Origin of the sequence: Flavobacterium sp., assembly GCF_040402955.1 — a bacterium.
Classification (GTDB): domain Bacteria; phylum Bacteroidota; class Bacteroidia; order Flavobacteriales; family Flavobacteriaceae; genus Flavobacterium.
Genome location: NZ_JBBALQ010000004.1, coordinates 83,407 through 109,080 on the forward strand (window position 1 = coordinate 83,407; position 25,674 = coordinate 109,080).

The 25,674-nt window shown below is 31.4% G+C and carries 27 protein-coding genes; 17 read left to right on the forward strand and 10 right to left on the reverse strand.

Features of this window, described 5'->3' with window-relative positions; translation table 11 throughout:
- Window positions 1-76: 76 nt before the first annotated feature.
- The gene (locus ABWP78_RS03635) at window positions 77-316 is read right to left on the reverse strand and encodes a hypothetical protein (RefSeq protein ID WP_353169170.1); all 240 of its coding nucleotides are present in this window, start codon (window positions 314-316) and stop codon (window positions 77-79) included.
- A 71-nt stretch (window positions 317-387) separates the two neighbouring features.
- On the opposite strand from ABWP78_RS03635, the gene ABWP78_RS03640 reads away from it, so the two are divergent.
- The 5 genes from ABWP78_RS03640 to ABWP78_RS03660 all read left to right on the forward strand — a co-directional run bounded on the left by ABWP78_RS03640 (window position 388) and on the right by ABWP78_RS03660 (window position 6,970).
- Window positions 388-2,046, forward strand: a complete 1,659-nt coding sequence (locus tag ABWP78_RS03640; protein WP_353169173.1) for a GLPGLI family protein — start codon at window positions 388-390, stop codon at window positions 2,044-2,046.
- A gap of 86 nt (window positions 2,047-2,132) precedes the next feature.
- Window positions 2,133-3,695, forward strand: a complete 1,563-nt coding sequence (locus tag ABWP78_RS03645) for an NAD(P)/FAD-dependent oxidoreductase (RefSeq protein WP_353169175.1) — start codon at window positions 2,133-2,135, stop codon at window positions 3,693-3,695.
- A gap of 162 nt (window positions 3,696-3,857) precedes the next feature.
- Window positions 3,858-4,382 carry a GNAT family N-acetyltransferase gene (locus ABWP78_RS03650; RefSeq protein WP_353169177.1) on the forward strand — a complete coding sequence of 175 codons (525 nt, stop codon included), beginning with the start codon at window positions 3,858-3,860 and terminating at the stop codon, window positions 4,380-4,382.
- A 7-nt stretch (window positions 4,383-4,389) separates the two neighbouring features.
- Window positions 4,390-5,430 (forward strand): endolytic transglycosylase MltG, encoded by a 1,041-nt coding sequence (gene mltG / locus ABWP78_RS03655; protein ID WP_353169180.1) that lies wholly within the window; start codon window positions 4,390-4,392, stop codon window positions 5,428-5,430.
- Between the two features lie 100 nt (window positions 5,431-5,530).
- Complete coding sequence (locus ABWP78_RS03660) at window positions 5,531-6,970, forward strand: APC family permease (protein ID WP_353169182.1); 1,440 nt, start codon at window positions 5,531-5,533, stop codon at window positions 6,968-6,970.
- A 49-nt stretch (window positions 6,971-7,019) separates the two neighbouring features.
- On the opposite strand, the gene ABWP78_RS03665 is transcribed toward ABWP78_RS03660, so the two are convergent.
- The 3 genes from ABWP78_RS03665 to ABWP78_RS03675 all read right to left on the reverse strand — a co-directional run bounded on the left by ABWP78_RS03665 (window position 7,020) and on the right by ABWP78_RS03675 (window position 10,652).
- Entirely contained in the window at window positions 7,020-7,424 is a 405-nt protein-coding gene (locus tag ABWP78_RS03665; protein ID WP_353169185.1) for a hypothetical protein, read from the reverse strand.
- 234 nt (window positions 7,425-7,658) lie between these two features.
- On the reverse strand, window positions 7,659-9,107 hold the full coding sequence (locus ABWP78_RS03670) for a glyceraldehyde-3-phosphate dehydrogenase (protein WP_353169188.1): 1,449 nt from the start codon (window positions 9,105-9,107) through the stop codon (window positions 7,659-7,661).
- A gap of 159 nt (window positions 9,108-9,266) precedes the next feature.
- On the reverse strand, window positions 9,267-10,652 hold the full coding sequence (locus ABWP78_RS03675) for a trypsin-like peptidase domain-containing protein (RefSeq protein ID WP_353169191.1): 1,386 nt from the start codon (window positions 10,650-10,652) through the stop codon (window positions 9,267-9,269).
- Between the two features lie 221 nt (window positions 10,653-10,873).
- On the opposite strand from ABWP78_RS03675, the gene dapF reads away from it, so the two are divergent.
- Window positions 10,874-11,653, forward strand: coding sequence for a diaminopimelate epimerase (gene dapF, locus ABWP78_RS03680; protein WP_353169194.1), 780 nt, complete (start codon window positions 10,874-10,876; stop codon window positions 11,651-11,653).
- A gap of 7 nt (window positions 11,654-11,660) precedes the next feature.
- On the opposite strand, the gene ABWP78_RS03685 is transcribed toward dapF, so the two are convergent.
- The 3 genes from ABWP78_RS03685 to ABWP78_RS03695 form a co-directional block, all read right to left on the reverse strand.
- Window positions 11,661-12,365: an ABC transporter ATP-binding protein gene (locus ABWP78_RS03685; RefSeq protein ID WP_353169196.1), complete on the reverse strand. Its 705-nt coding sequence runs from the start codon at window positions 12,363-12,365 to the stop codon at window positions 11,661-11,663.
- 232 nt (window positions 12,366-12,597) lie between these two features.
- Window positions 12,598-13,158, reverse strand: coding sequence for a class I SAM-dependent methyltransferase (locus ABWP78_RS03690; protein WP_353169199.1), 561 nt, complete (start codon window positions 13,156-13,158; stop codon window positions 12,598-12,600).
- 91 nt (window positions 13,159-13,249) lie between these two features.
- Window positions 13,250-15,112, reverse strand: a complete 1,863-nt coding sequence (locus ABWP78_RS03695; protein WP_353169202.1) for an ABC-F family ATP-binding cassette domain-containing protein — start codon at window positions 15,110-15,112, stop codon at window positions 13,250-13,252.
- A gap of 172 nt (window positions 15,113-15,284) precedes the next feature.
- On the opposite strand from ABWP78_RS03695, the gene ABWP78_RS03700 reads away from it, so the two are divergent.
- The 11 genes from ABWP78_RS03700 to ABWP78_RS03750 all read left to right on the forward strand — a co-directional run bounded on the left by ABWP78_RS03700 (window position 15,285) and on the right by ABWP78_RS03750 (window position 23,096).
- Window positions 15,285-16,400: a glycosyltransferase family 2 protein gene (locus tag ABWP78_RS03700; RefSeq protein WP_353169204.1), complete on the forward strand. Its 1,116-nt coding sequence runs from the start codon at window positions 15,285-15,287 to the stop codon at window positions 16,398-16,400.
- An 84-nt stretch (window positions 16,401-16,484) separates the two neighbouring features.
- Window positions 16,485-17,783 (forward strand): dihydrolipoamide acetyltransferase family protein, encoded by a 1,299-nt coding sequence (locus tag ABWP78_RS03705; protein WP_353169206.1) that lies wholly within the window; start codon window positions 16,485-16,487, stop codon window positions 17,781-17,783.
- A gap of 80 nt (window positions 17,784-17,863) precedes the next feature.
- Window positions 17,864-18,634, forward strand: coding sequence for an exonuclease domain-containing protein (locus tag ABWP78_RS03710; protein ID WP_353169208.1), 771 nt, complete (start codon window positions 17,864-17,866; stop codon window positions 18,632-18,634).
- 99 nt (window positions 18,635-18,733) lie between these two features.
- Entirely contained in the window at window positions 18,734-19,345 is a 612-nt protein-coding gene (locus ABWP78_RS03715) for a fumarylacetoacetate hydrolase family protein (RefSeq protein WP_353169211.1), read from the forward strand.
- Window positions 19,345-19,689 (forward strand): histidine kinase, encoded by a 345-nt coding sequence (locus tag ABWP78_RS03720; RefSeq protein WP_353169212.1) that lies wholly within the window; start codon window positions 19,345-19,347, stop codon window positions 19,687-19,689. The genes ABWP78_RS03715 and ABWP78_RS03720 overlap by 1 nt, the downstream gene beginning before the upstream one ends.
- A gap of 125 nt (window positions 19,690-19,814) precedes the next feature.
- Window positions 19,815-21,062 carry a CinA family nicotinamide mononucleotide deamidase-related protein gene (locus ABWP78_RS03725; protein ID WP_353169215.1) on the forward strand — a complete coding sequence of 416 codons (1,248 nt, stop codon included), beginning with the start codon at window positions 19,815-19,817 and terminating at the stop codon, window positions 21,060-21,062.
- 79 nt (window positions 21,063-21,141) lie between these two features.
- Window positions 21,142-21,384, forward strand: coding sequence for a 50S ribosomal protein L28 (gene rpmB / locus ABWP78_RS03730; RefSeq protein ID WP_166076029.1), 243 nt, complete (start codon window positions 21,142-21,144; stop codon window positions 21,382-21,384).
- A gap of 20 nt (window positions 21,385-21,404) precedes the next feature.
- Window positions 21,405-21,587, forward strand: coding sequence for a 50S ribosomal protein L33 (rpmG, locus tag ABWP78_RS03735; RefSeq protein WP_091308983.1), 183 nt, complete (start codon window positions 21,405-21,407; stop codon window positions 21,585-21,587).
- Between the two features lie 41 nt (window positions 21,588-21,628).
- Window positions 21,629-21,781, forward strand: a complete 153-nt coding sequence (locus ABWP78_RS03740; RefSeq protein WP_291241091.1) for a DUF4295 domain-containing protein — start codon at window positions 21,629-21,631, stop codon at window positions 21,779-21,781.
- A 107-nt stretch (window positions 21,782-21,888) separates the two neighbouring features.
- Window positions 21,889-22,869, forward strand: coding sequence for a signal recognition particle-docking protein FtsY (gene ftsY / locus ABWP78_RS03745; RefSeq protein WP_353169216.1), 981 nt, complete (start codon window positions 21,889-21,891; stop codon window positions 22,867-22,869).
- Window positions 22,870-22,880: 11 nt separating this feature from the next.
- Window positions 22,881-23,096 carry a hypothetical protein gene (locus tag ABWP78_RS03750; RefSeq protein ID WP_353169218.1) on the forward strand — a complete coding sequence of 72 codons (216 nt, stop codon included), beginning with the start codon at window positions 22,881-22,883 and terminating at the stop codon, window positions 23,094-23,096.
- 119 nt (window positions 23,097-23,215) lie between these two features.
- Here the strand turns inward: ABWP78_RS03750 and rny are convergent, their stop codons facing one another.
- The 3 genes from rny to ABWP78_RS03765 all read right to left on the reverse strand — a co-directional run bounded on the left by rny (window position 23,216) and on the right by ABWP78_RS03765 (window position 25,573).
- Window positions 23,216-24,775: a ribonuclease Y gene (gene rny, locus ABWP78_RS03755; RefSeq protein WP_353169221.1), complete on the reverse strand. Its 1,560-nt coding sequence runs from the start codon at window positions 24,773-24,775 to the stop codon at window positions 23,216-23,218.
- Between the two features lie 211 nt (window positions 24,776-24,986).
- Window positions 24,987-25,280: a cell division protein ZapA gene (locus tag ABWP78_RS03760; RefSeq protein WP_353169223.1), complete on the reverse strand. Its 294-nt coding sequence runs from the start codon at window positions 25,278-25,280 to the stop codon at window positions 24,987-24,989.
- A gap of 2 nt (window positions 25,281-25,282) precedes the next feature.
- Window positions 25,283-25,573: a hypothetical protein gene (locus ABWP78_RS03765; RefSeq protein WP_353169225.1), complete on the reverse strand. Its 291-nt coding sequence runs from the start codon at window positions 25,571-25,573 to the stop codon at window positions 25,283-25,285.
- Window positions 25,574-25,674 lie beyond the last annotated feature (101 nt).

Genomic DNA, 25,674 nt, shown 5'->3' on the forward strand with positions numbered 1-25,674 from the left:
GTTGGCCATGTAACACTTTTAAGATAATTTTTTGTTAAGTTAGTTACTAAAAATCCCGAGTTTAACACTCGGGATTTTATTTTTCAAAAACTTCCCCTCTATGTGGTCTTAGCGCATCTCTAAAAACAATCATATCGGCTTCTTCTACAACTAAATAAGCTATTGCGTACATATCGTTTAAAATTTCGAAGCCAGTAATTTTTAATATGTAATTTCCTTTATCTAAATATTCTTTCAGATGAATTTCATGATGTTCCGCAGTTTTTCCTGAAGCAAGACCACGGAAATCCCATATTAGTTTTATTTTTTTAGACATTTCCTAAATTGATTTAATAAATTTGACTCCAATCAAAAAATATGTTGTAACGTTGCAAAAATAGTATTAAAATGAAGTATTACCTACTAAAATTTTTCGTGTTTTTTTCCTTAGTTTCATTCTCACAAGAAACTTCTTTTGAAATTACTTATCAACGAAGTTCCAATGGAAAAATTATCGAAAAACAAGATGTGTTAAAAGTTTTTGCAACCAATAATCATGTTACTCTTTCTACTGAAAAAATTGAAGCCAATCAAGCTGCATTACCTTTCGAAAAAACTTTTATAGACACTAAAGATTTAAGTTTTTATCAAGTTGCTACTTTGTCAACCAACAAAGTAATTAGCTATAAAGATAATGAAGCCATCAAAAATCAAAAATTAGAACTCTTACAAGAAACCAAAAAAATACTGGGTTATCCATGTAAAAAAGCGAAAACGATAATAAATTCGAATACGATTGAAATTTGGTACACTAATGAATTAAATATTAAAGCGAGTCCAACAGTTTTAGGAGTAAATTTGGGTTTGGTTTTAGAAATTACTAGAAATGGAAATAGTACTACTCAAGCCATTAAAATTCAAAAGAAAAAGTCGAAAAACACTTCAAATGCTAAAATTGAAAACACAGTTGATGTATTAACATATAAAGATTTGTTGTGGAAAAGCCGATTTACAACTATTCCAGTTTTTGAAAATGAAATTATTAGCTTTTCGTCTGAAGCAAAATCAAATGATTCTGTTATAAGATTTGCAAATGGAACTATTGTTTTAAAGAAAATTAAAATCCCTAATCAAGCCAAATCAAATCTCGCATTTTTAGATTTAATAGAACAATCTAATGGCGATGCTTATGACAGAACGGGTTCGGTTTTTATCATTCCTATTTCAAACTCAAAACAAACTTTTCTGAGTGGTTTAGAAAAAGGAAAAGAAGTTTTACCAATTTACCAAAATGGTAATGGAAAAAAATATCAAGGTGTAATTGCCACATCAACGTATGAGCCATTAACCGAATTAATGCGTTTTTTTACACCATTCGGAATAAAACAATACAATCACATTCAATTGAAAGATAAAACATGGGAAGAACAAGTTTCTTATCGTCAAGAAATTACAGATGTATTGCAACAATATGCTGGACAAGAGGTTTGGATTGGTGCTTTTATAGGCAATTATGATAAAGGAGGCCATAAAATAACTATGAATGTTACTTTACATTCAGAAGATTTACCTTCAAAATCAACTAAATTATTTCCATTGTTCAATACCACAAATGTTATGGAAATGGCAGGTCAAGATTACGGTACTATGTTTGATGTAGAAAAAGGTTTAGAAACAAAAATCACTTTAAAAGAATCTTTAAAAAATGCTAAAATCCGTTATATAACTACAGGTCACGGCGGTTGGGAAAATGGTGATGAGTTTGTTCCGAAAAAGAATACTATTTTAGTTAATGGAAAAGAAGTTTTTCAATTTACGCCATGGCGTCAAGATTGTGGTTCGTACCGATTATATAATCCAGCTTCAGGAAATTTTCCAAACGGATTGTCATCTTCAGATTATAGTAGAGCGAATTGGTGTCCTGGAATGGTAACCACACCAACTTATATTGATTTAGGAGATTTACCAGTTGGCGAATACACCATTCAAGTGAAAATTCCACAAGGAAAATCTGAAGGAGGAAGTTTTAGTGCTTGGAATGTTTCTGGAATTTTAATTGGTGAATAAAAAAACTATTTTGCAAATTAGAAAAATAATTGGATTATAAACTAAACAAACTATTTTGACTATTTTTGCAGGATAAATTTTATTGTATGCCACGCGAACTACTCATTCAAGTTTCTCCAGAAATGGCGAATAACGAACTAATGTTATACCAACACGTTTCTAAATTAGTACACACTTCTGTATCTGATTTACAGAAAATTGTAGTGGTAAAACGCTCTATTGATGCCCGACAAAAAGCCATAAAATTCAATTTAAAACTAAATATTTATTTTAAAGATGAGGTGTTTACCGAATCAAAAATTGAATTACCTCATTATCCAAATGTAACCAATAAGCAAGAAGTTATAGTTATTGGTGCTGGTCCTGCCGGATTATTTGCCGCTTTACAATTAATCGAATTAGGTTTGAAACCGATAGTCTTAGAAAGAGGAAAAGATGTTCGTGGTCGTCGTAGAGATTTAAAAGCGATAAATGTTGACGGAATTGTAAATGCCGATTCCAATTATTGTTTCGGAGAAGGTGGAGCAGGAACGTATTCTGACGGAAAATTATATACACGTTCCAAAAAACGTGGCGATGTAGATCGAATTTTACAATTATTAGTAGCTTTTGGTGCAACCGAAGAAATTTTAGTAGAAGCACATCCGCACATCGGAACCAATAAATTACCTCAAATTATTCAAGATATTCGAGAGAAAATTATCGAATGTGGCGGACAAGTTTTGTTTGAAACTCGAGTTACAGATATTTTAGTTAAAAATAATGAAGTAGACGGAATTGTAACGCAAAACGGAGAAACGATTTATGCTAAAAAAATCATTTTAGCAACAGGACATTCGGCACGTGATATTTTTGAAATGCTTCATAAAAAAGATATTTTCATCGAAGCAAAGCCATTCGCATTAGGTATTCGAGCGGAACATCCGCAAGAGTTGATTGATAAAATTCAATATTCTTGCGATTACCGAGGCGAATTTTTACCACCATCGCCATATTCAATTGTAAAACAAGTAAATGGTCGAGGTATGTATTCATTTTGTATGTGCCCAGGCGGCGTAATTGCGCCTTGTGCAACAGCCGAAGGCGAAGTTGTTACAAATGGTTGGAGTCCAAGTAAACGAGATCAAGCCACTGCCAATTCAGGAATTGTAGTCGAGTTACGTTTGGAAGATTTTAAACCTTTTGAAAAATTTGGCCCTTTAGCAGGAATGGAATTTCAAAAAGCAATTGAACAAAAAGCTTGGCAATTGGCAGGAAAAACTCAAAAAGTTCCCGCTCAAAGGATGATCGATTTTACACAAACGAAAGTTTCTGCAGCCATCCCAAAAACATCGTATGTTCCCGGAACAACATCTGTAGAATTAGGAGAAGTTTTTCCGACGTTTTTAACACAAACACTGCGCGAAGGTTTTTCTGCATTTGGAAAAGCTATGCACGGTTATTTAACAAACGATGCCATTTTACACGCACCAGAAAGTAGAACATCTTCACCAGTTCGAATCCCAAGAGATAACTATACATTAGAACACGTTCAAATTAAAGGATTATATCCTTGCGGAGAAGGCGCAGGATATGCAGGCGGAATCATTTCTGCTGCTATTGATGGCGAAAAATGTGCGTTGAAAATTAAAGAAGTATTAGGTAATTAAATTAACCACATAGATTTAAATAATTTTAATTGAGAATTTAATCATTTCATTCAAAATAATAAACATAGTCTATGGATTATTTCAAGCGAAGCGCCTTTATTTACAAAACAAAATTGATTTCTATGTGGTTTAAAAAATAATCTTTGCTTTAAAAAAAACGCTATGACATTAAAAGGACAAAATATCCATTTACGAGCTCTCGAACCCGAAGATTTAGATTTTCTGTACGAAATAGAAAACAATGAATCGATTTGGGAAGTGAGCAATACGCAAACACCATATAGTAAATGGGTGTTGAAAAATTATTTAGAAAACGCACATTTGGATATTTATGAAGCGAAACAATTGCGAATGGTAATTGTTTTTTCAGAAACCAATGAAAAAGTTGGATTTATTGATTTATTTGATTTTGATGCCAAAAATAGTCGTGCTGGAATTGGAATTATTATTTCAGAAAACTATAGAAATCAAGGCATTGGAAAAGAAACCTTGCAATTGATTTCCAATTATGCTTTCACTAATTTGAATTTACATCAATTATTTGCAAATATTACTGTAAATAATGAAGCCAGTTTGTTGCTTTTTAGTAATTTTGGGTTTCAAAAAATAGGCATTAAAAAAGACTGGAACAATATAAAAGGTGCTTTTGTAGATGAAGCGCTTTTTCAATTCATAAACGTAAAATAAAAAAATTTTGGAAGCGAAAAAATTATTCTTAAGAATCATAAGTGTCGGAGCTGCAATACTAATTATTAGTGGTGGATACGTAATTAATAAAGCGTTTACTGGAAACACAAAATTTGAAGAAGAGGAAGTATTTGTATATGTACCAACAGATTCAAAATATGAAGATGTAAAGAAAATTTTAGCACCTTATATTGAAAATCAATCCAAAATTGACTGGGTAGCATCAAAAAGAGACTATGATTCCAATGTAAAAGCGGGTAAGTTTTTATTAAAAAAAGGAATGAGCAGTTTTAGTATTGTTCGTGCTTTGCGATTGAATACTCCTGTAAAATTAGCTTTCAATAATCAAGAAAAAGTACAAGATTTATTTGTAAGAATTGCTTCGCAAATTGAACCAGATACTATAAAATTGAATGAAATTTTCACAAATGATACTTTTTTGCAAGAAAATGGTTTGAATAAAGACAATGTAATGTCGTTTTTTATTCCAAATAGCTACGAATTTTATTGGAATATTTCACCTGAAGAATTTTCAGAAAAACTTACAAAAGAATACAAAAGATTTTGGAATGATGGAAGATTAGCGAAAGCCAAAGCTTTAAATTTAACTCCAGCACAAGTATATACATTAGCTTCAATTGTACATAAAGAAACTGCCAAAGCAGATGAGAGACCAAAAGTAGCAGGTGTCTATTTAAACAGATTTTATAAAAATATGCCATTACAAGCCGATCCAACTGTAATTTTTGCTTTAAAACAAAAATCAAATAATTGGGATTTAGTAGTAAAACGAGTAATGCATAACGATTTAATAGTAAATTCTCCTTACAATACATATAAAAACACGGGTTTGCCACCAGGACCTATTTTTATGCCAGATGTTTCGGCAATTGATGCGGTTTTAAATCCGGAAAAACACAATTACTTATATTTCTGTGCTAGTGTTCAAAAATTTGGATATCATGAATTTGCAACAGATTACAGTGCGCATTTAAAAGTGGCTGCAAAATATGCAGACTGGGTAAAAAAGCAGAATTATAAAAGATAATTTTTAGTGTAAATTAGAAAAAGGTGTAGAATGTACAATTTTACACCTTTTTTTATTTTCCTTACTTTCTTTTTTTATCTTTATCAAAACTATAATTTATATGGAAAATAAAGCTGAATTTAAAAAAGAATTGGGATTGTTAAATGCAACAAGTTTAGTGGCAGGTTCAATGATAGGTTCTGGAATATTTATTGTAACCTCAATAATGGCAAGAGATATTGGTGGTGCAGGTTGGATTTTATTAGCTTGGATTTTAACTGGATTTTTAACGCTGGCTGCAGCTTTAAGTTATGGCGAATTAGCAGGTATGATGCCAAAAGCCGGAGGGCAATATGTATATATTCAGCGTGCGTATGGCAAAATGATGTCGTTTTTATATGGTTGGACTGTTTTTACAGTGGTTCAAACCGGAGTAATTGCAGCTGTAGCAGTAGCTTTTGCTAAATATACCGCTATTTTCTTCCCTGTACTAAGTGATACATTGCTTGAAATTGGTACATATAAAATTCAATATCAACAACTATTAGCCATTTTGAGTATTGTTGTGCTAACAATAATTAATAATCAAGGTGTAAAAACAGGAAAAAATCTCCAATTTATTTTTACTGCGGCTAAATTGTTTGCTCTATTTGCCTTAATTGTTTTTGGTTTATATGTTGGATTACAATCTGATACATTAGCAAATAATTTTACAGATATGTGGGCAGCAAGTAAAACAACAGTTGTTGATGGTGAAATCACTACAGAAGTATTAACTGGCTTTGCAATTATCGGAATGTTGGGTTTTACGATGATAAACTCTTTGTTTTCATCTGATGCCTGGAATAATATTACTTTTATCGCTGGAGAAATTAAAGAGCCACAGAAAAACATTCCCAAGAGTTTATTTTTAGGTACATTAATAGTTACAATAATTTATTTATTAGCCAATTTAGCTTATTTTTCATTATTGCCTTTAAATGGAAATCCATTAGCTGATGACTTTTTAGGGCAAGGTATTAAATATGCTAACGAAGATAGGTTAGGCGCGAGTGCTGCTTCTGTTATATTCGGAAATGCTGGCGTTTTTATAATGGCCGGTTTAATTATGATTTCTACTTTTGGTTGTAATTCGGGTTTAATATTAGCTGGCGGACGCTTGTTTTATGCAATGAGTAAAGACGGCTTGTTTTTTAAAAGTGCTGGAGAATTAAATAAAAATCAAGTGCCAGAAAAAGCACTTTGGTTGCAATGTATTTGGGCCTCGATATTATGTTTATCTGGAAAATATGGCGATTTACTAACGTATGCTACTTTTGCCAACCTATTATTTTATGTTTTAACTATTTATGGTATCTTCATACTTCGTAAAAAAGAACCTGATACGCCAAGACCTTATAAAGCTTTTGGTTATCCGTTTGTGCCAATTTTATATATAATACTGATTTCAATTATTAGTATTATATTATTAATTTACGATACTAAAAATACAGGACTAGGTTTATTTATTGTGTTATTAGGGATACCAATTTATTATCTCATACAAAAGAAACAAGAATAATTAAAAAGACCCAACTTATTAAAATATGTTGGGTCTTTTTAAATTAAAATTAATTTCTAGCCAATGCATTTGAAATAGGTGATTTTAATCTTGGTTCTATATAAATTTCAGTAATTCCAGCTTTCCATTCTACTTTTTCGTAATAAAAATCAATTGAAGTTAAAGTGTCTTTCACGGTAATTATACAATTTCCAGTAACGTTTGCGTCGGTTTCTTCAATAGTGTAGTTGAAATTGCTTTTTAATTTATCTTCAATAAATAAACTAAGAATTTTTTCAGCAATTTTTTTCCTAATATTCATTTTTGCATTAAAAGTACTTACAATAATTGTTCCTTCATTAGATGTTGAAATTACTTCAATACTGTTTTGACCGTAGTGGTATGTTTCAACTAAATTTCCTTGCGCAAACATTACTTGACAAAGTAATAAGATGCTAATTGTAAAACATTTCATAGTACATTAGATTTAGTGGTTACTTTATTATAATATAAAATTACGCCTAAAAAATAATACTAATTTTATTTTCGTTAAAAAAATCACAACAATTTAATGTAAATATGTTAATTTTAACTAAAAGGTTTTGAAATTGTTAAATTTTATTGTTTTTTGTTGTGAATTTATGTTTTTTATTGCAAAAAAAATGCCTTTTCTTTTTAGAAAAGGCATTAAATTATAAATAATCAAGCATTAATAATACATATAGCGTCTCACTTTTGCAATATATTTTGCCAAACGTATTACTTGATGGCTATATCCATATTCGTTATCGTACCATATATATAGTACAATATTTTTTCCATCTCCAGAAACAATTGTAGCATTACTATCGTAAATAGAAGGTTGAGCCGTTCCAACAATATCTGAAGAAACCAATTCGTTACTTACCGAATATTTTATTTGCTCTACTAAGTTTCCTTCTAAAGCATAAGTTTTCATAATATTGTTTAATTCTTGTATAGAGGTAGTTCTTCCAACTTCTAAATTCAAAACTACCAAAGAACCATTTGGTACCGGAACACGAATTGCATTCGATGTTAGTTTTCCAGCTAAACTTGGTAATGCTTTAGCAACTGCACTTCCTGCGCCGGTTTCTGTAATTACCATATTTAAACCCGCGGCTCTACCACGACGGTATTTTTTATGCATATTATCAACCAAATTTTGGTCGTTTGTATACGCGTGAATGGTTTCTAAATGTCCTTTTACAACACCCAACGTTTCTTCTATTACAGCCAAAACTGGTGTTATAGCATTTGTGGTACATGAAGCAGCAGAAAAAATATGTACTTCATCTGGGTTATAATCTTCATGGTTTACACCATATACGATATTTGGAACTCCTTTTCCTGGTGCGGTTAATAATACTTTATCTGCTCCTTTAGAAGTTAGGTGTCTTGCTAAAACTTCTTCGGTGGTAAAAGCACCAGTATTGTCAATTACTAAAGCATCATTAATTCCGTAAGCGGTATAATCTATTTCTTCTGGCGAATTTGCTGTTATAATATGTACGGTTGTTCCATTTATTATTAATGCACTATTTTCTGGGTCAGCCGAAACCGAACCTTCAAAATCTCCGTGAACTGAATCATATCTTAGTAAAGAGGCTCTTTTTTCTAATAAAACGGCATCATTTTTATCACGAGTTACAATCGCACGTAAACGTAATTGTTGCCCTTTTCCAATTTTGCTCATCATTTCACGAGCTAACAAACGTCCAATACGACCAAAACCATATAAAACAACATCTTTGGGTACAATTTCAGACGTATCTTTGGCATACTTTAATTTATCAATTACAAATGCTTTAGCGTCATTATATTTATCGTCTTCTAAATGATATTCATACGTTAATTTTCCTATATCAATACGTGATGGAGGTAAATCTAAATTTTCAATGGCTCTTGCAATTTCTACAGTATCAAAAATATTAATTGGTTTTTCTACAAAAGCAACAGCATATTCGTGTAAGTTTATAATATCTGAAACGTTTCGATCAATTAATTGATTTCTAAATAAGACCAGTTCAATAGATTTATCAAACCATAAATCGCTTATAATTTTTATAAATTCTACACATGCTTTTCTTCTGTCTGCTTGAAAAGCTATTTCTTTTTCGTAAATAGTGTTGTTGTTCATGAAAATATAGATTGGGTTACTAATTTTTTGCAAAAGTATAGATTTCAATCGTTTTCGTAAAGTTTTTTATGATTTTTTTTCTTATTATTTTTTATAAAAAAAACAAAAAAATTCGCAAAATAAATACTACTTTGCGAATCTTAAAATTCATCTAGATAATTATAAAAAGATGCGATACATCTGTCCGTTTTTTGCTATGATTTGATAACGTGTTTTTTCAGTTGATTCCTTTTTTGCTAAATACGCAGAAACGCTTTCCATATCAACTGCTCGCATATTATCCACTTGTGTTACTATAGAACCTTTTAAATCTTCAGCGTATTCCTTATAATCTATATTGGTTACCTGTTTGATTTTTATACCACTTTTTAAGTTAAATCGTTTTTTATCGTTTGCATCTAACTCTTCAAATTCAATACCATTAAATTCGTAGGCAATTAGTTCTTTTTTTGTTAGCGGTACATTTAAAGCTAAATTTTTACCATCTCTAAGTAAGGTAACTTTAACAATGTCATTTGGTCTTTTTGTATTAATCACACTTGCCATTTCAGCAGATGATGTAATTTTTTTATCATCAATTTTTACAATAATATCGCCTTTTTCAATTCCTACTTTTTCAGCACCAGAATTTCTATTGACTTTATTGATATAAAATCCTTCTGTTTCATTGATACCCAGTTTTTTTGAAGCTTCTGCATTTAATTCGCCACCTTCAACACCTAAAATACCGCGTTGTACATTACCGAATTTCATTAAATCTTCAATAATCTTTTTTGTAATATTAGACGGAACCGCAAATGAATATCCTGCATAACTTCCTGTTGGCGAAGAAATCATCGTATTAATTCCAATCAATTCACCATTTGTGTTTACTAAAGCACCACCACTGTTTCCGGGGTTTACCGCCGCATCTGTTTGTATAAACGATTGAATACTTGCTTTATCTAAATTACGTGCTTTTGCCGAAATAATACCTGCTGTTACAGTAGAATTCAATTGATACGGATTACCTACCGCTAAAACCCATTCACCCACTTTAATGGAATCAGAATTTCCAAAAACAATAAATGGTAACTTTTCATCGGCATCAATTTTTAGTAATGCGATATCCATTTTGCTATCCGTACCAATTAATTTTGCTTTGTACGCTTTGTTATTATTTAAAGTTACTTCAAGCTCGTTAGCATCTTGTATTACGTGATTATTGGTTACAATATAACCATCTTCAGATACAATTACTCCAGATCCAGTACCTATTTGTTCGTGTTGTTGCTTACCCCCGCCATAAAAAAACGATGCCCAAGGATCGGTGTAAGTCCTTACAGAAACATTTTTAACGTGTACCACACTATGAATCGCTTTTTCTGCACCAGTTGTAAAATCAATACTTTCTGCACCAGTAAAACTTACTGCTTTGTTATAGTTTGGCGAAGTGGTAATAAATGAATCACTTTCATTTTTTCTGTTTTCAATAAATTTATAGGCACCCAAAGTAACGGCACCACTCATTAATGATACAATAAATAGACTTCCTAAATTTTTCATCTTGTTCATTTTTATTTTTTTTACTCTGTAAATATAAATACGTTTTTTAAAAATACAAATTCGTTTAACTAACGATTAACAATGTTTAACAACTTTTTAGTACTTTATAGGTACACAGTTTATTCAGATTGCAACAGATTAATTTGTGAAAATCTGTGAAATTTGTGTTCCTTTTTATTTTTATAATTATGTAACACTAAAAAAATAAATATATTTGTACTATGCAAATACAATTTTATAAATACCAAGGAACAGGAAACGATTTTGTTATGATTGATAATCGTACAAATACATTCCCCAAAAATAATACCAAATTAATTGAATTTTTATGCGACCGACGTTTTGGCATAGGTGGCGATGGTTTAATTTTATTAGAAAATCATAATAAATACGATTTTACTATGTTGTATTACAATTCCGATGGAAGCACCAGTACTATGTGTGGAAATGGGGGGCGATGTTTAGTGGCATTTGCAAAACAATTAGGTATTATCGAAAACGAAGCTCATTTTGAAGCATCGGACGGCTATCATTATGCTAAATTTGAAGACAATTTAATTGCACTTCAAATGATAGACATAACAGAAGTTAAACATTTTAATACACACGATTTTGTGTATACGGGTTCGCCTCATCACGTGCAATTAGTCTCAGATTTAACAAATTTTGATGTAAAAAATACAGGTAAAAAGTTAAGATACTCTGATTTGTATGATGCTTCGGGTTGTAATATCAACTTTGTTGAACAAGAAAATACTGACACTTTTTCAGTTCGTACTTATGAACGAGGTGTGGAAGACGAAACGTTATCTTGCGGAACGGGTGCGACTGGCGTGGCAATTGCTATGCACGCAACTAATAAAACAGATGCGAATCGTATACATATTAATGTATTAGGCGGAAAGCTAATAATTAGTTTTGTTTTAGAAAATGATGAGTATAAAAATGTATTCTTAACAGGTCCAGCAGAATTAGTTTTTGCTGGTAGCTTAGAAGTGTAGCTTACTTTTAATAAGAAATAATCTCTTTATTTTGAATGTCATTTTCAATAATTCCGTCACGTAAGCGAATAATTCTATGCGCGTGAGCGGCAATATCTTCTTCGTGCGTTACTAAAATTACTGTATTTCCATTGGCGTGAATTTCACCAAATAATTTCATAATTTCTACGGAAGTTTTACTGTCTAAATTTCCAGTGGGTTCATCGGCTAAAATGATTGAAGGTTTGTTAACTAAAGCCCTACCAACTGCCACACGCTGACGCTGACCTCCTGATAATTGATTTGGTTTATGATCCATTCGGTCTGCTAAACCTACTTGTGTTAAAACTTCAGTAGCACGTTTGTTTCTTTCCTCTTTTGAAAAACCAGCATACACCATAGGTAAGGCTACATTATCCAACGCAGTTGTACGCGGCATTAAGTTAAATGTTTGAAAAACGAAACCAATTTCTTTATTTCTAATTTCAGCCAATTCATCATCGTGCATTTCGCTTACTTGCTTTCCATTTAAAATATAACTTCCAGAAGTTGGCGTATCCAAACAACCTAAAATATTCATTAAAGTTGATTTTCCAGAACCAGACGGCCCCATAAGAGCCACATATTCACCTTTGTTAATTAGTAAATCAATTCCTTTTAATACGTTTACCGTTTCGCTTCCTAATTGGAAATCACGTGTAATGCCTTTAATGTCTATTATTGGAGTTTTCATAGTTTTCAGGTGCGGTTTTTAGATTACAATAATTACTACAAATTATAAGTAGCTAAATAGAAGATTTTGTTACAGTTTTTAATAATATTTTACCGCAAAGTATCGCAAAGCTTGTCGCAAAGTATCGCAAAGATTTTGTAAAAGTATTTCGAGCTGTTATTCAAAAAAGTAAAATAAAGTTTAACATTATATAGTGAAACTCTGTGAATTCTTTGTGAATCTTCGTGTAACATTATACACGAATCACAAAATGTTCTTTTTCTTGTTCAGCTCTAAAAAACACCATTCCGAAATGAAATGTATCAATCGTAACTTTTACTTTAGGATGTTTTTTGATGATTTCCCAAGTATTTTTATTTTCTGTTGATGTATGAATGTCATTAATAATCCAAACAGCATCATTAGTTATAGTTGGTAATAACAAATTGAAATATTCTATTGTAGCTTTTTGAGATTCGTTTTGGTTGAAGTAAACTAAGTCGAAAGTACTGTCATTGTTAGAAAGTTTGTTTTTTTTAAAATCTTCAAATGAGATTATTTCTGAAGAAAACATATTAGTATCTAATTCAGTTGGATTTCCAATTTCTAAAATGGTTTTGGGTTTGAAATATCTAATAATTCTAAAAAGCAATCGAATCTTTTTTGAATTATTTTTTAAAAGCGAATATTCTGGATTTTTCGATTTATCATAAAAACATTTCGTAACCAAATCAAACACAAAAGGCGAATGCACGCCGTGTTCGTTTTTGGAGTTCCAAAGGAATTTTATGTATGATTTTATTTTTTGTAACACAGAGTTTCACAGAGTTTTCACAAAGTTTCACAAAGAAAATAAAGCTTTGCGAAACTTTGTAATTTCTTTGCGAATCTCTGTGTAATAATTATTATTCTATTTTAGAACTTAATTCAAACCAACGTGCTTCTTTTTCTTCTAAAGTTTGAATTATTTTTTGTAATTCATTCGCTTTAGCTTCAATTTTGTCATCAGCTACTTTTCCGTCCGAAAATTCTTGCTCAATTTGCTTTTTTTGATATTCTAAATCTTTAATGTCTTTTTCAATTTTATTAAATTCCTTTTGCTCGTTGAAGTTTAATCCTGCTTTGGCTGGTTGATTTTGTTTCCAACTTCCTTTGTCAGTGCTTACGCTATTTAAAACTTTTGGCTCTACGGAATCTTCATAACTTCTAAAATCAGAGTAATTTCCAGGAAAATCTTCAATTTCACCTTGACCTCTAAATACAAACAAATGATCCACAATTTTATCCATAAAATACCTGTCGTGACTTACCACTAACAAACAGCCAGGAAAATCTAGCAAGAAACTTTCTAATACATTTAGGGTAACAATATCTAAATCATTCGTTGGTTCATCTAAAATTAAAAAATTCGGATTCTGAATTAAAACGGTACATAAATACAAACGTTTTAGTTCGCCACCACTCAATTTTTCTACGAAATCATATTGCTTTTTCGCATCAAATAAGAAACGCTCTAATAATTGCGAAGCGGAAATGATTTTCCCTTTCGTAAGCGGAATGTATTCTCCGTATTCTTTAATAATATCGATAACTTTTTGTCCAGGTTTTGGGTTGATGCCACTTTGTGTGTAATACCCAATTTTAATTGTATCACCAATAATTACTTTCCCAGAATCGGGTTCCATAGTTTTGGTTAAAATGTTTAAGAAAGTCGATTTTCCTGTTCCGTTTTTACCAATAATTCCAATACGTTCACCACGTTGAAACGCGTAGGTAAAATCTTTTAAAATGGTTCTGTCAGGGAAATTTTTATTCAATTTTACCATTTCGATAATTTTGCTTCCCATTCGCTCCATATTAATTTCAAGCTCTACCACATTTTCTTTACGACGACTTTCTGCTTTTTCTTTAATTACATAAAAATCATCTTGACGCGATTTCGATTTGGTAGTTCTTGCTTTTGGTTGACGACGCATCCAAGCCAATTCCTTAATAAAAAGGTTTTGTGCTTTATCAATACTCGAGTTTTCAGAAATTTGACGTTCTTCTTTTTTCTCTAAATAATAAGAGTAATTTCCTTTGTATTGATACAGTTTTCCGTTATCTAATTCAATAATTTCGTTACAAACTCGTTCTAAAAAGAAACGGTCGTGCGTCACCATAAATAAAGTAATATTTTCTTTGGCAAAATAATCTTCTAACCATTCAATCATCTCTAAATCCAAATGATTGGTTGGCTCGTCTAAAATTAATAAATCAGGTCGATTAATTAAGATTATCGCTAACGACAAACGCTTTTTTTGACCACCCGATAGTTTTTTTACTTTTAATTTTAAATCGTCAAGTTTTAATTTTGACAAAATTTGTTTGTATTGTGTTTCAAAATCCCAAGCATTAAATCGATCCATATCGTCAAATGCTTTCTGGTATTTTTCTTCGTCTTCCGGATTTTCTAAGGCGCTTTCGTAGTTTCTAATTACCTGTAAAACCTCATTATCCGATGCGAAAATGCTTTCTTCAATAGTTAATTCATCTTGCAAATTAAAATTCTGACTCAAAAAAGCCATTTTTATTCCTTTTCTTATCACTACTTGACCCGTGTCAGGTTCATCAAAACCATTAATAATGTTCATAATAGTGGTTTTACCCGAACCGTTTTTGGCGATAAAAGCAATTTTTTGGTCTTTATTAATTCCGAAAGAAATGTCTTTAAAAAGGACCCGTTCGCCGTATGATTTTGATATATTTTCTACTGAAAGGTAATTCATTTTTTAATTTGTCAATTAGACAATGTGGCAAAACGCCAATTGTTTTGCAAAAGTAGACTTATTATTTGAGATTTAAAATTTAGATTTTTGCATTTCATAAATAAAAATTGCAACTTTGACCTATCAACCAATTGGCACATTGACTAATTGAAAATTGACACATTAAAACAAAATGCAACTATCCGTAATCATCCTTAATTATAATGTGCGCTATTTTTTAGAGCAATGTGTGCGTAGTGTTCAAAAAGCACTGGAAAACATTGATGCTGAAATTATTGTGGTAGATAATAATTCATCGGATGACAGTTGTTTGATGATGAAACAACAGTTTCCACAAATTACGCTTATTGAAAATAAAGAAAATTTAGGCTTCCCAAAAGGGAATAATATAGCTGTTGATCAAGCAAAAGGCGAATATATTTGTATTTTAAATCCAGATACGGTTGTTGCTGATGATACGTTTAAAAAGCTGTTAGCTAAAAGCTGTCAGCTGTCAGCTGGAATTATTGGATGTAAGTTGATAGACGGCACCGGAAATTTTCTTCCAGAAAGTAAGCGCGGTCTTCCAACACCTTATGTGGCAATTACTAAAATTTTTGGTTTATATAAAATCTCTAATTTTTTTGGAAAGTATTATGCACAGCATTTGTCTGAAAATCAATCAGGAAAAGTGGATGTTTTAGTCGGTGCTTTTATGATGATGAAACGCGATTTGTACATAAAAGTAGGTGGATTTGATGAAAATTGCTTTATGTATTCAGATGATATCGATTTGAGCTACATGATTCAGAAGTTAGGAAAAGATAATTTTTATTTTCACGAAACATCAGTAATACATTATAAAGGAGAAAGTACAGTTAGAGACGAAAAATATTTAGAACGTTTCCGTGAAGCGATGCAGTTTTTTTATAAAAAGCATTTTAAAAAGTCCTTTTTCTTTGATAATTTTATACAAATTGGGAGCTTTTTATTTGCGGTTTTCAAACAAAAAAAGCCAAAAAAATGGGTAAGAGAAATTGATAAATACATTGTATTTTCTAAAGAAAATATTCAATTGAATTTAAATAAACCAATTGAATATTTAACTGATTTTGAACAATTTAAAAACACTAAAAATGTAAACTTCGAGTTGATATTTGACACCAATTCGTTTTCTTTTGCTGAAATAATTTATTTTATGGAAAAGCATAAATCGAAAAATATTACTTTTAAGAACTATATTTCGCAATCAAATTACTTAATCGGTAGTAATAATTCAACCGATAGAGGTGAAGTGCTGATTTTTTGATTTTTTGATTTTTTCGTGATAAAACATCAAAATATTTATTAATTTTGCAGTAATAATTAAAGAACTCAACATTACAATAATAATATGGCAAGATTTGAATTGAAACTCCCAAAAATGGGAGAGAGTGTAGCAGAAGCAACCATTACAAATTGGTTAAAAAAAGTGGGTGAAACTATCGATATGGATGAAGCAGTTTTAGAAATTGCTACAGACAAAGTAGATAGTGAAGTGCCTTCTGAAGTTTCTGGTACTTTAGTTGAAATTTTGTTTCAAGTTGATGATGTTGTTCAAGTAGGGCAAACCATAGCTATTATTGAAACAGAAGGTGGAGCTATTGCTGCAACTCCTGAAGTGAAATTGGAAGCTCCAGTTGCAGCAGTAGAAGTTGCCAAAACAGTTGAAGCAGCTATTGAAGCAAGTTTTCCTGCAGATTTTTCAGGTTCAGATAAATTCTTTTCGCCATTAGTAAAAAATATGGCAAAAACAGAAGGCATTTCGTTAACTGAATTGGAATCTATTACTGGTTCAGGTAAAGATGGTCGTGTAAATAAAGAAGATATTTTAAAATATATAGAAACTCGCAAGTCGCAAGTCACGAGTTCAAATGTTGTTGCGCCTGCAACTTCAACCCAACAACCTAAAACCCAAAACTCTGCACCTGTTTCAGTAAATGGTGGAGACGAAATTGTGGAAATGGACAGAATGCGTAAGTTAATTTCGGGTTATATGGTAGCTTCGATTCAAACTTCAGCACACGTGCAGTCGTTTATTGAAGTGGATGTTACTAATATTGTAAAATGGAGAGATAAAGTAAAAACAGCTTTTGAAAAACGCGAAGGAGAAAAACTTACGTTTACACCAATCATGATGGAAGCGGTAGCAAAAGCCTTAAAAGATTTTCCAGGAATGAATATTTCTGTTGATGGCGATTTTATTATTAAACGTAAAAACATCAATTTAGGAATGGCAGCGGCTTTACCAAATGGAAACTTAATTGTACCTGTAATTAAAAATGCAGACCAATTAAATTTAGTTGGTATGGCAAAAGCAGTAAACGATTTAGGAGGTCGTGCGAAAGCAGGAAAATTAAAACCAGACGACACACAAGGTGGAACTTATACAGTAACTAATGTAGGAACATTTGGTTCTGTTTTTGGAACACCAATTATTAATCAACCACAAGTTGGTATTTTAGCTTTAGGTGCCATTAGAAAAGTACCAGCAGTTATTGAAACTCCTGAAGGCGACTTCATCGGAATACGTCAGAAAATGTTTTTATCACATTCTTATGACCATAGAGTTGTAGATGGTGCTTTGGGTGGAAGTTTCGTAAAACGCGTGGCTGAGTATCTTGAAGCATTTGATATAAATAGAGATTTTTAAGAAAAAATAAATAAATAATAATTCACCCAATAGTTCATTTACTATTGGGTTTTTTTAACTTTGTACTTTAAAATATAAAAATGGAACTTAAACTTACAAGACCAATCTGTTTCTTTGATTTAGAAACCACAGGAGTAGACGTTGGAAAAGATAGAATCGTTGAAATATCAATATTCAAGGCGTTTCCAAACGGAAATAAAGAAAGTAAAACTTGGTTGGTTAATCCAACAATTCCAATTCCGCCGCAAACTACAGCAGTACATGGTATTACAAACGAGAAAGTAGCAAATGAACCTACTTTTTCAGAATTGTCTTCCCAAATTTATACTATGATAAAAGATTCAGATTTGGCAGGATATAATTCTGATAGATTTGATATTCCTTTATTGGCGGAGGAAATGCTTCGTGCAGGAGTTGATTTTGATATGAAAAATCGCGTTTCAGTAGATGTTCAAACTATTTTTCATAAAAAAGAAGAACGCACATTATCTGCAGCCTTAAAATTCTATTGTGGGAAAACATTAGAAAACGCACATACAGCCGAAGCAGATACTATGGCTACTTATGAAATTTTATTGGGACAATTGGAAAGATATCCTGATTTACAAAATGATATGAAAGCATTATCTGAATTTACCACGCGTAAAAAATCTGTAGATTTTGCAGGTATGATTGTGATGAATGATAAAGGACAAGAAATGTTTAGCTTTGGAAAATATAAAAATGTTTTAGTAGACGAAGTATTTGATAAAGATCCAGGTTATTTCGGTTGGATTCAAAACGCCGATTTTCCGCTATATACAAAAAAAGTGTTAACAGGTTTGAAATTAAGAAGATTAAATACAAAATAGTGACTTCGAGAACCTCAGTCACCATTTAGCTCAAGTTTTCTAAGTTAAGGGTTAGCTGAGGCTCTCGAAGCAAACTAAAAACAGAGATAAATTATACATATGAAAATCATTTGCATCGGAAGAAATTATGCTGATCATATTTCAGAATTACAAAACGAACGCCCATCTGAGCCGGTTATCTTTATGAAGCCAGATACGGCTATTTTGCCTAAAAAAACACCATTCGTAATACCAGAATTTAGTAATGATGTGCATCACGAAGTGGAAGTTTTGGTGAAAATTTGTAAAGTAGGGAAATATATTAGTCCAAAATTTGCTCATAAATATTACGATGAAATTGGTTTAGGAATTGATTTTACAGCTCGAGATGTGCAAATTACACTAAAAGAAAAAGGGTTACCTTGGGAAAAAGCGAAGGCATTTGACCATTCAGCGATTATTGGTGACTTTTTACCGAAAATACATTTTCCTTCTCTAAAAAATATTAACTTTGAATTAAGAAAAAATAATGAAATCGTTCAGCAAGGAACTACTTCAATGATGTTGTGGAATATTGATGAGATTGTTTCTTATGTTTCGCAGTTTTTTACATTAAAAAAAGGAGACATCATTTTTACAGGAACTCCAAAAGGAGTAGCAGCTGTGAAAGAAAATGATGTGTTAGAAGGTTTTTTAGAAGGCAAGCAAATGTTTAAAATACAAGTAAAATAATGGCTTTACAGTATAATTTATCTAAAGTATATGAAATTTCTGAAAATGATAACGAATTTGCGCTTCAAATTGCTTCTTTGTTTTTAGAAGAAGTGCCTTTCGAAATTCAGGAAATGAAAAATGCAATTGAACTAAAAGATTATGAGAAAACCTATGCATCGGCACACAAAATCAAACCAACATTAGATTTATTAGGAATGGATATGGCATACGAAGATGTGGTGTTCATTATGGATTGGACTCAAGAAAAAGGCAAGCGAAAAGAAATTAAAGAAGTGTTTAGAACGCTTAAAGCAAGAATAGTTGCTGCTGCCGATGAAATAAAAAATGATTTTAAGTTATAAAAGATATTTTTAATACATGTTTAACCATACTTCTAGTGTGGTTTTCTATTTTTACAGCTAAATCTAATTAATTTATTGAAGCAAAATCTTCATAATATACAACCCGAAATAAAACAACAAAATATATGAAAGCAGCAATTATTACAATAGGAGATGAAATATTGATAGGTCAAATTATAGATACAAATTCGTCTTACATTGCAAAAGCATTAGATAAAATCGGAATTGTAACTTATGAAATGCTTTCAATTTCTGATGATAAAAACCATATAGTAAAAACGTTACGAGAAGTTCAAAATAATTTTGATGTTGTTCTGATTACAGGCGGTTTAGGTCCAACAAAAGATGATATTACTAAAAAAACATTTTGTGAGTATTTTGATGATGTTTTAGTAAAAAACGATGCTGTTTTTGACCAAGTGAAAAGCATTATTGAAGGCATTCATAAAAAACCCATTACCCAATTAAATATAGACCAAGCATTTGTTCCTTCTAAATCAAAAGTACTTTTTAATAAAATGGGAACTGCTCCAGGAATGCTTATGGAACATCAAAACACTGTGTTTATTTCTTTGCCTGGCGTTCCCTATGAAATGAAGTATTTAATTGATAATGAAGTGATTCCGTATTTGGTAGAAAAATTTGAGCGTCCTTATATTGTTCATAAAACACTTATGACTTATGGTCGAGGAGAGAGTTTAATTGCAGAACAAATTGAAGATTGGGAAACTAATTTGCCAAGTTTTATCAAATTAGCGTATTTACCAAGTCCAGGAAAAGTTAGATTACGATTAACGGCTCGGGGTATAGACGAAGCAATATTAAAAGATTCTGTTTTAAATGAAATCGAAAAATTAAAACCTTTAATTGGTGATATTATTGTTGGCTACGATGAGGAGGAAACCATAGAAGTGGTTTTAACAAGAGCCTTATCCGAAAAACACCTTACTTTGGCAACTGCCGAAAGTTGCACAGGAGGAAAAATCGCACAACTAATTTCATCTGTCCCTGGCGCTTCCGCTTGTTTTAAAGGCGGTATAGTGGCCTATTCTAATCAAATTAAAATAGATGTGTTAAAAGTAAATTCTGACACCATTAGTCAATTTTCTGTTGTAAGTAAAGAAGTGGCAAAAGAAATGGCCATTAATTGTCAAACAATTTTTAATACAGATTACGCCATTGCTACAACTGGAAATGCAGGCCCTACAAAAGGAAATAGCGAAGCCGAAATTGGTATTGTTTGTATAGCAATAGCTACGCCAAATGAAGTTTTTGTAGAAGAATTTAATTTTGGACAACCGCGCGAAAAGGTTACAGATAGGGCAGTTTACAAAGCATTAGAATGGCTATACAAAGAAATTTCAAAAAACTAATTAAAAATAGTTGCATAGTAAAGTAAAAATTCTTTTCTTTGCACCCTTATTTAGAATAACGATATAAAAGTTTAGAATAATGTCAAGAGTTTGTGAACTAACAGGAAAAAGAGCAATGGTTGGAAACAACGTTTCTCACGCGATGAATAAAACTAAGAGAAAATTCTCAGTTAACTTAGTAAAAAAACGTTTTTACATTGCAGAAGAAGATAGATGGGTAAGCCTAAAAATATCTACAGCAGCATTAAAAACAATTAACAAAAATGGTATTGCCGCAGTTTTGAAAAAAGCTAAAGCTGATGGATTTGTAAAATCTGTTTAATCATTTAAAAATATATCAAAATGGCAAAGAAAGGTAATAGAATCCAAGTAATTTTAGAGTGCACTGAACATAAAGAATCTGGTCAACCAGGAACTTCTCGTTACATCACTACTAAAAACAAAAAAAACACACCAGATAGAATGGAAATCAAAAAATTCAATCCTATCTTGAAAAGAGTAACTGTTCACAAAGAAATTAAATAATTAGAAGCTTAATTTAAGTTTCAAATAAAACATACTAAGTCATGGCAAAGAAAACCGTAGCAACTTTACAAACATCTTCTAAAAGATTGACTAAAGCCATTAAAATGGTGAAGTCTCCTAAAACTGGTGCTTATACTTTTGTAGAATCAGTAATGACTCCTGAAGAAGTAGATGAGTTCTTAAAAAAGAAATAATCTAAAATTTTAGATATTAAAAAAGCTATTTTCATTTGAAAGTAGCTTTTTTTATTTTATTTTTGTTCCAACAATAATGAAAATCATATCATTATATCCCAAATTCAATGAGTTTTTTTAAAAAAATATTTTCATCTAACAAAAGCGAGCCTGTAATTACGGAACAGGAAAAGCATCAATTAGACAAAGGATTAGAGAAAACAAAAACTACTTTCTTTTCTAAATTAACAAAAGCCGTTGCCGGAAAATCTAAAGTAGATGATGAGGTTTTAGACAATTTAGAAGAAGTACTTATTTCCTCGGACGTGGGAGTAAATACTACTTTAAAAATTATACAACGCATTGAAAAAAGAGTCTCACAAGATAAATATTTAGGCACAGAGGAATTAAATATTATATTGAGAGAAGAAATTGGTTCGTTATTATCTGAAACCAATTCTGGAAACGAATCCGAATTCACCATTCCAAAAGATGTTAAACCTTATGTAATTATGGTTGTTGGTGTAAATGGTGTTGGAAAAACAACTACCATAGGAAAATTAGCATACCAATTTAAAAAAGCAGGATTTAAAGTTGTTTTAGGAGCTGCCGACACATTTAGAGCGGCTGCTATCGATCAATTGCAAATTTGGGCAGATAGAGTCGATGTGCCAATGGTAAGACAGCAAATGGGTTCTGATCCAGCTTCTGTTGCTTTTGATACGTTACAATCTGCAGTAGCACAAAACGCTGATGTGGTTATTATTGATACTGCTGGACGTTTACATAATAAAGTAGGTTTAATGAACGAATTGACCAAAGTAAAAAATGTAATGCAAAAAGTAGTTCCAAATACACCAAATGATGTTATGTTGGTACTTGATGGTTCCACTGGACAAAACGCTTTTGAACAAGCCAAACAATTTACAGCTGCCACTGAAGTGTCTTGTTTAGCGGTAACCAAATTAGACGGTACTGCAAAAGGTGGCGTAGTAATAGGTATTTCAGATCAATTTCAAATTCCAGTTAAATATATTGGAGTAGGTGAAGGAATTGAAGATTTACAAGTGTTTAATAAAACAGAGTTTGTGGATTCTTTCTTTAATTAATTTTTTACATTATGATGAATTTTTTTAAAAATATGACCAATTCAAAGTTGTTATTTATTGCTTTAATTTCTGCTGTTTTAGCGTTTCCTTTTGATTTAAAATTTTTAGGATTTATGCAAAGTGAAAGTGTTTTTATGTCGTTACGATTGCTTTCTTTTATTTTGTTTATGTATGTTGCTATTAAAGTAATTAATGGGAAGTCGAAAAAACCAGCTGGAAAGAAATAAGTTTTAAATTGGATAACATTTTGATACTTTATTTAATAATTATTATATAAAAATATCTATAAATAAAAAGCCCAATTTCTATATGAAATTGGGCTTTTAAATTTATACTAATTTAGAAATTACTTCGCAATATTTACGGCTCTAGTTTCTCTAATTACAGTTACTTTAACTTGACCTGGATATGTCATTTCTGTTTGAATTTTATGTGAAATTTCAAATGATAATGTAGCAGCTAAATCGTCAGAAACTTTCTCACTTTCAACTAAAACACGTAATTCTCTACCTGCCTGAATAGCATAAGCATTTTTAACACCAGGGAAACTGTAAGCTACTTCTTCAAGGTCTTTTAAACGCTGAATATAAGAATCCAATACTTGACGACGTGCGCCTGGTCTGGCTCCAGAAATCGCATCACACACTTGAATAATTGGAGAAATTAAATATTTCATTTCAATTTCATCGTGGTGGGCGCCAATTGCGTTACATACTTCTTCTTTTTCACCATATTTCTCTGCCCATTGCATTCCTAAGATGGCGTGTGGCAATTCGGTTTCTGTGTCTGGAACTTTCCCAATATCGTGTAACAAACCAGCTCTTTTGGCTAATTTTACGTTTAGTCCTAATTCTGCAGCCATTAAACCACATAATTTAGAAACTTCTCTGGAGTGTTGCAATAAGTTTTGTCCGTATGAAGAACGGTATTTCATTCTACCTACAATTTTTATCAATTCTGGGTGTAATCCGTGAATTCCTAAATCGATAACGGTACGTTTTCCGACTTCAATAATTTCTTCTTCAATTTGTTTTTTCGTTTTTTCAACTACTTCTTCAATACGAGCCGGGTGAATTCGGCCATCAGTTACTAATTTATGAAGTGCCAAACGAGCAATTTCTCTTCTTACAGGGTCAAAACAAGATAAAATAATAGCTTCTGGTGTGTCATCAACAATGATTTCAACGCCTGTTGCAGCTTCAATGGCTCTAATATTTCTTCCTTCTCTACCAATAATTCTACCTTTTACATCATCCGATTCAATATTGAAAACAGACACACAATTTTCAACAGCTTCTTCTGTACCTACACGCTGAATGGTGCTGATAATGATTTTCTTAGCTTCTTGTTGTGCTTGCATTTTGGCTTCTTCAATGGTTTCTTGAATGTGTGCCATGGCATTGGTTTTGGCTTCTGCTTTTAAACTTTCAACCAATTGATTCCTTGCATCATCTGCAGATAAACCAGAAATAACTTCTAATTGTTCAATCTGACTCTTGTGTAATTTGTCAACTTCTAGTGATTTTTTCTCTAAGTTTTCAATTTTGTTGGTGTATTCTGTAATTTTAGCTTCAGCGTCGTCATTGATTTTCTTAGCTTTTGCTAATTCACTAGAAACTTGCGATTCTTTATCTCTGGTTCTTTTTTCGGCTTCTGCCATTTTTTTGTCTTTTGACAAAATTTCGTTTTCGTGTTCCGTTTTTAATTCTAAAAATCTTTCTTTCGCTTGCAGTAGCTTATTTCTTTTTTCAGTTTCGGCTTCTGCTTTCGCATCTCTTAAAATTGAACCGGCTTCTTTTTGAGCGTTTTTAATAAGATTTGAGACATTGCTTTTTTCAAAAAATTTAGCAATTGCAAATCCTACAGCCAATCCGACGATTCCAATTAGTACACTTGATAATTCCATAATTAGGTTTTGTTTAATAAAAAAGCCCACATTAGGTGTTTGAATAAACTCGATTCAGACAGGATTTGAGCTAAAACGATGTTCAAGGATTTCCGATGAATCGGAACGTGCTTTAGTATCGCAAATTCACTCATTTAATAGTTAGTCTAGAGTTTATCAAATATTTACTAATGTGGGCAGTACTTTAGTGTTATTGTATGAACGTTTTTTCTTATTTTGAAAGTAAACTTTCTATTTTTTCGTCGAGTTTTTTAAGTCTCTCAAATGCTTCAACAGTGTCTGTGGAAGTATCTATTTGGGTTTGTTCTATTTGAGAAGCAAATTGTAAGGCACACATGGCCAACACATCTTGTTTATCTCTTACTGCATAGTTAGCTTCAAATTTTTTAATTGTGGCATCAATTTTTTTTGATGCGGTTCGTAGACCTTCCTCCTGAGTAGTTTCCACTGTTAATGGGTATACTCGGTCTGCAATTGAAATTTTTATTTTTAACTTTTCTGTCATAATTATTCAGAAAGTTGTGCTATACAATAGTCGATTTCTCTAATCAACGAATTTATTTTCAGTTTTGTTTCTTTCTTGTATTCTTCACTGCCCAGAAGAGAATTTGTTATTTTTAAGCTTTCCAATTCGTTATTTAACGAAGTGATATGCTCATTTTCTTGTTGAGTGGTTTGTTTTAAATTTTTCAATTCATTAGATAAACTTTCGTTTAAATGCTCTAAATTTTCTATTTTTTTAGATAATTTAAAGAATTTTACTTCTAAGGAATCAATAATTTTAGACAATTCACTCATTATAACATAATTCTTTTCATGATTTCACAAATTTAAAACTTCAATCTCGAAATCCAATACTTTTTTTCAAAAAAAAATAAAGTTTTTTTATTTTGTAAACT

Excerpts from the sequence above, each read along its gene's own strand:
- ABWP78_RS03750 (WP_353169218.1), top strand. The coding sequence starts at position 22,881 with ATGATGAATTTTTTTAAAAATATGACCAATTCAAAGTTGTTATTTATT.
- ABWP78_RS03640 (WP_353169173.1), top strand. The coding sequence starts at position 388 with ATGAAGTATTACCTACTAAAATTTTTCGTGTTTTTTTCCTTAGTTTCA.
- ABWP78_RS03705 (WP_353169206.1), top strand. The coding sequence starts at position 16,485 with ATGGCAAGATTTGAATTGAAACTCCCAAAAATGGGAGAGAGTGTAGCA.
- rpmB (WP_166076029.1), top strand. The coding sequence starts at position 21,142 with ATGTCAAGAGTTTGTGAACTAACAGGAAAAAGAGCAATGGTTGGAAAC.
- ABWP78_RS03740 (WP_291241091.1), top strand. The coding sequence starts at position 21,629 with ATGGCAAAGAAAACCGTAGCAACTTTACAAACATCTTCTAAAAGATTG.
- ABWP78_RS03720 (WP_353169212.1), top strand. The coding sequence starts at position 19,345 with ATGGCTTTACAGTATAATTTATCTAAAGTATATGAAATTTCTGAAAAT.
- ABWP78_RS03715 (WP_353169211.1), top strand. The coding sequence starts at position 18,734 with ATGAAAATCATTTGCATCGGAAGAAATTATGCTGATCATATTTCAGAA.
- ABWP78_RS03645 (WP_353169175.1), top strand. The coding sequence starts at position 2,133 with ATGCCACGCGAACTACTCATTCAAGTTTCTCCAGAAATGGCGAATAAC.
- ABWP78_RS03660 (WP_353169182.1), top strand. The coding sequence starts at position 5,531 with ATGGAAAATAAAGCTGAATTTAAAAAAGAATTGGGATTGTTAAATGCA.
- ABWP78_RS03665 (WP_353169185.1), bottom strand. The coding sequence starts at position 7,424 with ATGAAATGTTTTACAATTAGCATCTTATTACTTTGTCAAGTAATGTTT.
- ABWP78_RS03685 (WP_353169196.1), bottom strand. The coding sequence starts at position 12,365 with ATGAAAACTCCAATAATAGACATTAAAGGCATTACACGTGATTTCCAA.
- ABWP78_RS03725 (WP_353169215.1), top strand. The coding sequence starts at position 19,815 with ATGAAAGCAGCAATTATTACAATAGGAGATGAAATATTGATAGGTCAA.
- ABWP78_RS03675 (WP_353169191.1), bottom strand. The coding sequence starts at position 10,652 with ATGAAAAATTTAGGAAGTCTATTTATTGTATCATTAATGAGTGGTGCC.
- ABWP78_RS03765 (WP_353169225.1), bottom strand. The coding sequence starts at position 25,573 with ATGAGTGAATTGTCTAAAATTATTGATTCCTTAGAAGTAAAATTCTTT.
- dapF (WP_353169194.1), top strand. The coding sequence starts at position 10,874 with ATGCAAATACAATTTTATAAATACCAAGGAACAGGAAACGATTTTGTT.
- ABWP78_RS03670 (WP_353169188.1), bottom strand. The coding sequence starts at position 9,107 with ATGAACAACAACACTATTTACGAAAAAGAAATAGCTTTTCAAGCAGAC.
- ABWP78_RS03710 (WP_353169208.1), top strand. The coding sequence starts at position 17,864 with ATGGAACTTAAACTTACAAGACCAATCTGTTTCTTTGATTTAGAAACC.
- ABWP78_RS03635 (WP_353169170.1), bottom strand. The coding sequence starts at position 316 with ATGTCTAAAAAAATAAAACTAATATGGGATTTCCGTGGTCTTGCTTCA.
- rpmG (WP_091308983.1), top strand. The coding sequence starts at position 21,405 with ATGGCAAAGAAAGGTAATAGAATCCAAGTAATTTTAGAGTGCACTGAA.
- ABWP78_RS03695 (WP_353169202.1), bottom strand. The coding sequence starts at position 15,112 with ATGAATTACCTTTCAGTAGAAAATATATCAAAATCATACGGCGAACGG.
- rny (WP_353169221.1), bottom strand. The coding sequence starts at position 24,775 with ATGGAATTATCAAGTGTACTAATTGGAATCGTCGGATTGGCTGTAGGA.
- ABWP78_RS03700 (WP_353169204.1), top strand. The coding sequence starts at position 15,285 with ATGCAACTATCCGTAATCATCCTTAATTATAATGTGCGCTATTTTTTA.
- ABWP78_RS03650 (WP_353169177.1), top strand. The coding sequence starts at position 3,858 with ATGACATTAAAAGGACAAAATATCCATTTACGAGCTCTCGAACCCGAA.
- ftsY (WP_353169216.1), top strand. The coding sequence starts at position 21,889 with ATGAGTTTTTTTAAAAAAATATTTTCATCTAACAAAAGCGAGCCTGTA.
- ABWP78_RS03760 (WP_353169223.1), bottom strand. The coding sequence starts at position 25,280 with ATGACAGAAAAGTTAAAAATAAAAATTTCAATTGCAGACCGAGTATAC.